Origin of the sequence: Nguyenibacter vanlangensis (assembly GCF_013376155.1) — a bacterium.
Lineage (GTDB): Bacteria > Pseudomonadota > Alphaproteobacteria > Acetobacterales > Acetobacteraceae > Gluconacetobacter > Gluconacetobacter vanlangensis.
In genome coordinates this window covers 1-1,112 of the sequence record NZ_JABXXP010000842.1, presented here as the reverse complement: position 1 = coordinate 1,112, position 1,112 = coordinate 1, and the positions used below count along the sequence as shown (strand labels likewise).

Annotated in this window: 1 protein-coding gene; it reads right to left on the bottom strand. The window is 69.2% G+C overall.

The window, feature by feature from the left end; translation table 11 throughout:
- Window positions 1-165: 165 nt before the first annotated feature.
- The coding region (locus HUK84_RS19545; protein WP_176641693.1) for an efflux RND transporter permease subunit at window positions 166-1,112 on the bottom strand (947 nt) is incomplete at its 5' end.

Genomic DNA, 1,112 nt, shown 5'->3' with positions numbered 1-1,112 from the left:
AGGTCCGGGCGCTCCAGCACGCCGGCCAGTTCCCGGGTCAGGTGCGCGGCGAACACGCACGCGCTCCGCTACGGCCGGCTTCGCGGCCCTCGACCGACATCTCCAAACGCTTTCTCCCCGACCGGCCCCCTTCGCAAGGGCTCTCTTCACATCAGACGGCTCAAATCAGACGGCGGCCCCCCCGGCACGGGCCGTCCGTCCGCGCCAGCGCCCCGCCACCCGCCGCACCGTCCACGACCGGATCCGCTCCAGCAGCAGATAGACGACCGGCGTGGTGTACAGGGTCAGCAACTGGCTCATCAGCAATCCGCCCACCACCGCAATGCCCAGCGGCCGCCGCAGTTCGATTCCGTACCCCCCGCTCAGGATCAGCGGAATGGCCCCGAACGCCGCGGCCAGCGTCGTCATCAGGATCGGCCGGAACCGCCTGGCGCAGGCCTCGCGGATCGCCGCCTCGGGCGACATCGCGCCGTCGCGCTCGGCATGCAGGGCAAAATCCACCATCAGGATCGCGTTCTTCTTCACGATGCCCACCAGCAGGATCATCCCGATCATCGCGATCAGCGAGAATTCCTGCCCCGTCGCCCACAACGCCAGCACCGCCCCCACCGTCGCCGACGGCAGGGTGGACATGATGGTGATCGGATGGACATAGCTCTCGTACAGAATGCCCAGCGTGACGTACATCGTCGCCAGCGCGGCCAGGAAGACCAGCAATTCGTTGATCAGCGCGGTCTGGAACTGCTCCGCCTGGCCGGTAAAGCCCCCCTCGATCGTCGCGGGCACGTGCAGCCGCACCATGGTGGCGCGGATCTCCGCCTCCGCCGCATCCAGCGACTGGCCCTTGGCCAGGTTGAACGAAATCGCCCCCGACACGAACCCGTCGCGATGGCTGACCATGATCGAGGTCGGCCGCCGCGCCAGCCGCGCCACCACCGGCAGCGGCACCATCGTCTCGGCGCTGGACGACACGGCCGACCCGTTGGACGCGCCCACCCCCCCGGCCAGCTTGTTGGCCACCGCATTGCGGAAGGATTGCTGGCTCAGCGTCGCGGCCTGCGAGGAGTCCGTTCCCTGCGGCTGCGGCGGCAGCGTGACCCGCACGGTGTTCG